Consider the following 2,025-nt stretch of genomic DNA (forward strand, 5'->3'; position numbering starts at 1 on the left):
TCCCTACACGCTGTCGATCACCGTCAAGCGCACGCCGGGCGGCGTGATGTCGAACTGGCTGCACGCCAACATGATCCAAGGGAGGACGCTGTCCGCGTTCGGCCCTGCGGGTGCGTTCACACCGTCGGCCGGGCCGGCGCGAAAGGTGCTCTATCTCTCGGCAGGCTCGGGCGTCACACCCTTGATGGCAATGACGCGTGCGGCCTTCGACCTCGGACAGCATCGCGATGTGGTGTTCGTCCACAGCGCGCGAACGCCTGAAGACATCATCTTCGAAACGGAGCTCGACGCGCTCGCGCAGGCGTCTAGCGCGTTTCGCGTGATTTTCGTCTGCGAAGCGCAAGGCGAGCAGGCGGACTGGCAAGGTCCGATAGGACGCTTGAGTCTCGGTCTGTTGAGAGCGCGCGTGCCGGACTATCGGGAACGTGAGGTGTTCGTCTGCGGTCCCGCGGGTTACATGGATGGGGTTCGGAGACTGCTTCTCGACGGAAACCACGATCCCGCGCGATATCACCAGGAAAGCTTCAACTTCGCGGAGACGGTCGAAGTCGTCGAAGCAGCGCCGGAACAGGAGGCAAGCACGCAAACCTGCTTTACCGTGCGTTTCGCGCGTTCGGGAGCGACCTTCACGATGGAACCGTCGCAGACCGTGCTCGCGGCCGCGCGCAAGGCCGGCGTGCCCTTGCCTTCGTCGTGCAGCCAGGGCATTTGCGGCACGTGCAAGACCACGGTGCTCGAAGGCACTGTCGAGATGAAGCACAACGGCGGCATCCGTCCGCGTGAGATCGATAAAGGTCTTCGACTGATGTGTTGCAGCAAGCCCACCTCCGATCTTGTTCTGGATCTGTAGCGCCGCGAGGTGAACGAGCGGCGCAGAGGCTAAACGGTGATTTATCGTCAGGAGAGTGTGATGAAGGGTTATTGGCTCATTCCAGTAATTTTGCTCGGGGGACTTGCGTCGAGCTTGTGAATGCGGCGCTGGAACGGAAATGGATCAGGCGAGAGGCATCTGGAATGTGCTCGAGCCCGCTATGTCGCCGATCTGGCAAGGCAACTACGCGCAGTCTGTCTACGCGGCCGCTGAATAAGCGGCTAGCCGGCCATCCGCGTCGTCCGCTAGCAAGGCTCGCTGTCGATAGAGGGCAACGCTGCGTTGTGCGCCAGGCGATCTCATCGAGCGCGAGTCACGCGCTTAAGCGCAAGGAGAGCGGACTGGCGAGACATCGGCATCGCCGTGACGAAGTGAGCAGGCCATTCTCGCCAATCAGGTCCTCGGGTTCCTGGTAATTCGCCAGCAGGTTGTCGGCCAGCTTGACGAGCTCAGGATCGGGTTTCGCACGTTTGTTGCGCTTGGCTACGGTCTTCGTCGCTCCTGTTACGGGCAGTCTCCTGCCAAATGACCGTTTACACGAATCTAATTCCACCCTCTCACTGACCAGCCATCCGATTCACGCGTAGATTCGAATCAGGTCAACACAGGCATCTTCGCAATCAGCTTGTCGAGCGTGACCGGATAATCGCGTACCCGCACGCCCGTCGCGTTGTAGACCGCGTTGGCGATCGCCGCGCCCACGCCGCAAATCCCGAGTTCGCCGACTCCCTTCGCCTTCATCGGCGAGGAAATCGGATCGGTCTCATCGAGAAAGATGACCTCCTGGCTCGCGATATCGGCATGCACCGGTACCTCATAACCGGCCAGATCGTGGTTGACGAAATAGCCGATACGCCGATCGACCGCGAGTTCTTCCATCAGCGCCGCGCCGACGCCCATCGTCATCGCGCCGATCACCTGGCTGCGCGCTGACTTCGGATTCAGGATGCGGCCGGCCGCGCACACCGCGAGCATGCGCCGCACGCGGATTTCGCAAGTCGCGGCATCGACGCCGACTTCCACGAAATGCGCGCCGAAAGTCGATTGCTGATACTTCTTGCTCAGGTCGCCAAATTCGATGGAATCCTCCGCGACAACCCCGCTCGCGCCCGCCACTACGCCGATCGGTATGCTGCGCTCCCCCGCGCGGATTT

General features: G+C 61.5%; 2 protein-coding genes. One reads left to right on the forward strand and one right to left on the reverse strand.

The genetic code is table 11. The features are described from left to right. Positions 1-850: flavin reductase family protein (locus tag AWB67_RS36905; RefSeq protein WP_143328485.1), on the forward strand; the 850-nt coding region annotated here is incomplete at its 5' end. A gap of 615 nt (positions 851-1,465) precedes the next feature. Here the strand turns inward: AWB67_RS36905 and AWB67_RS36915 are convergent. Further along, a partial coding sequence (locus AWB67_RS36915) for a molybdopterin cofactor-binding domain-containing protein (protein ID WP_143328486.1) occupies positions 1,466-2,025 on the reverse strand: 560 nt, incomplete at its 5' end.

The sequence above is a fragment of the Caballeronia terrestris genome (assembly GCF_001544515.1).
GTDB lineage: Bacteria > Pseudomonadota > Gammaproteobacteria > Burkholderiales > Burkholderiaceae > Caballeronia > Caballeronia terrestris.